General features: G+C 74.7%; 3 protein-coding genes and 1 pseudogene. 1 reads left to right on the top strand and 3 read right to left on the bottom strand.

The window, feature by feature from the left end:
• Together ACFUEL_RS38280 and ACFUEL_RS38275 are read right to left on the bottom strand one after the other, a co-directional pair.
• Positions 1-225, bottom strand: a pseudogene (locus tag ACFUEL_RS38280) (LuxR C-terminal-related transcriptional regulator); the annotation flags it as partial.
• 52 nt (positions 226-277) lie between these two features.
• Positions 278-448 carry a hypothetical protein gene (locus ACFUEL_RS38275; protein ID WP_380242621.1) on the bottom strand — a complete coding sequence of 57 codons (171 nt, stop codon included), beginning with the start codon at positions 446-448 and terminating at the stop codon, positions 278-280.
• A gap of 704 nt (positions 449-1,152) precedes the next feature.
• Here ACFUEL_RS38275 and ACFUEL_RS38270 point away from each other — a divergent pair.
• A complete protein-coding gene (locus ACFUEL_RS38270) occupies positions 1,153-2,025 on the top strand; it encodes an acyl-CoA thioester hydrolase/BAAT C-terminal domain-containing protein (RefSeq protein WP_380242619.1) in 873 nt (290 codons plus the stop codon).
• A 204-nt stretch (positions 2,026-2,229) separates the two neighbouring features.
• Here ACFUEL_RS38270 and ACFUEL_RS38265 read toward each other — a convergent pair.
• Positions 2,230-2,594 (bottom strand): tetratricopeptide repeat protein (locus ACFUEL_RS38265; RefSeq protein ID WP_380242617.1); only part of this gene is annotated, 365 nt, incomplete at its 5' end.

Raw genomic sequence — 2,594 nt, 5'->3', positions numbered from 1 at the left:
GACCAGCCCGGTCTCGTAGGCCGGCACCACCGCCCGGACGCGGTCGCGCAGCCCCAGCTCGGCCAGGATCCGGGCGACGTGGGTCTTTACCGTCGCCTCGGACAGGGTCAGGTGCGCGGCCGGTTCGGCCTTGCTCAGGCCGCGGGCGAGCAGTTCCAGCACCTCGCGCTCCCTCGCGGTCAGCGCGGCCAGCGCGCGGTGCCGCTCCGCGTCGCCCCCGCCGGGCCTCCGCCCTGGTCCTCGCCGTCCTGTTCGGCACCACCGCCGTCACCTTCGCCTACGGCCTGGCCGCCTCCTTCCAGCGGATCGAGGACTCCAAGCACGGCGCCGCCGACATCACCGTGCTCGCCGTCCCGCCGTCGGCGCGCCCGGCACCGTCACCACCACCGCCTACCTGGGCGACTCCGCCCGGGACGCCCGCCCGCTGGTCGCCGGCCACTGGTTCCACGACCAGTGGTTCCACGGCCCCGGCGAGGCCGTCGCCGCCACCCCGCTCCTGACCGCCACCGGCAGCAAGGTCGGCGACACCCTCACCCTCACCGACCACGGCACCCGGCTGACCGTGCGGATCACCGGCGAAGCGTTCGTCGCCGACAGCCAGGACCAGCGCCCGTACACCGACGCGGACACCCTCGCCCCCCGCCGAACCCGCCCTCGCCGCCGACTACTTCCACATCCGACTCGCCCCCGGCACCGCCGCCCACGCCTACGCCCTCGCCACCGCACTGCGCCCCACCGGGGCGAGCGTCCGGGCCGGGGAGGACGGCGGGGCCGGCCGGACCGCCGTCCTGCTGGACGCGCTCACCGGCCTGCTCACCCTGATGCTGGTCGCCGTCGCCGCCCTGGGCGTCCTCAACACCACCGTCCTGGACACCTGCGAACGCGTCCGCGCTCTCGGCGTCCCGCTCGGCACCCTGCTCCAGCACGCCGTCGTCCCCGCCATGGGCCACAGCGCGGGCCTTCGCCTGCCCGGCAGCGTGCTGGACGTCTACTCCGCCGCCCTGCTGGCCCTGCTCGCCCTCGGCGGCTCCGTCCTCGCCGCCACCGGCGCCCTGCTCCCCGCCACCACTGCGCTGCGCTGCGCACCGAGTAGCCTGGCCGGGGGCGGCAGTTGGGGCCCGCCGCCGCGCCGCTCACCTGAGGGGAAACACCGTGACCGCCGTCGTCGAGCACGAACTGACCACCCCTTGGGAAGCCGTCCTGGTCGAACCGGCCGACGGCGCGGCCGACGGCACCGGTGTCCTCGTCCTGGCCGGATCGAGCGGCCGGGTGGACCGCCACCGGGCCGCCCGGCTCGCCGAACAGGGCCACCTCGCCCTGGCCGTGCGCTGGTTCGGCGGGCCGGGGCAGCCGCCGGGCATCTGCGAAGTACCGCTGGAGACCTTCGTTGCGGGCATCGACCTGCTGCGTTCGCGCGGCGCGCAGCGCGTCGCCCTGCTCGGCTGGTCCAAGGGCGCCGAGGCCGCACTGCTCACCGCCGTCCACGACCCGCGCGTCGACGCGGTGATCGCCCTCGCCCCGACCTCGCTGGCCTGGTGCAACGTGGGCCCCGGCCACGACGGGCAGGACCGCCCCTGGCGCTCCTCCTGGACCTGGCGGGGCGAGCCGCTGCCCTTCGTCCCGATGCACGGCGACACCTGGGAGCCCGAGGGCCACGACGGCGGCCCGGTGGCGATCCGCGGCTGGTACGAACTCAGCGAGCGCACCCATGCCGGACGCCTGGCCGCCGCCACGATCCCGGTCGAGCGCGCCGCCGCCGAGATCCTCCTGGTGGCCGGCGGCGACGACCGGATGTGGCCCTCCCTGCGCTACGCCGAGCAGCTGGCCGCCCGCCGTGCCGCCGGAGCCCCCGTCCGCCTGGTCACCCACCCCGACGCCGGCCACCGGATCCGCTTCCCCGGCGAGGACCCGGCCGCTCCCTCCTCGGTCTTCGCCTACGGCGGCAGCGACCGCGCCGACGCCGAACTCGGTGCGGCGGCCTGGCCGCTCCTGCTCGACCTGCTCGACCCGCGCCGGACGGGGTGACCGGGGCGCCGGGCGGTGGCTCCGGTAGGGCTTGGGGGCCTGTGGGGCGAGCGGAACGGGAGTTGGTGGCGGTGGCGGGGCTGGCCTGAAGCACGTGGAGTTGGCCTCATCGGTCGGCGGGTGGACAAGCGGTATTCGTCGGGGGTGTGTACGCAGCCCCGGCAGCCCTGTTGGAGGTTTCGGTTCGGTCGGGCGGTGCTCTTGTTACTCGGCAAGAGACCTGAGCCAAGTAGCGACCTCCAGCGAGTTCCGCAGATCCGCGTCGAACCGTTTCGGGTTCGCCTCGGCGAGGGTGCGGCGGATGGCGACGGCTTCCTCGTTCGCGGTCAGGCCGTCCGCCCGCCGTCCTACCTGTCCCAATCGGACGGAGAGGTTGTTCAGGGATGTGGCGAGGTTGGGCAGGTAGGCGTCCGGGTTTGCCTTGGCGAGGGTGCGTTGGATGGCGACGGCTTCCTTGATCGCAGCCAGGCCATCTACCTGTTGCCCCACTTTCCCCAACCGGTTGGACAGGTTGTTGAGGGAGCTGGCGAGGTCGGGCAGGTAGGCGTCCGGGTTTGCCTCGGCGAGGG

Origin of the sequence: Kitasatospora sp. NPDC057198 (assembly GCF_042670125.1) — a bacterium.
Lineage (GTDB): Bacteria > Actinomycetota > Actinomycetes > Streptomycetales > Streptomycetaceae > Kitasatospora.
The sequence above is the reverse complement of the archived record's forward strand: the minus strand, read 5'-3'. Positions and strand labels throughout refer to the sequence as shown.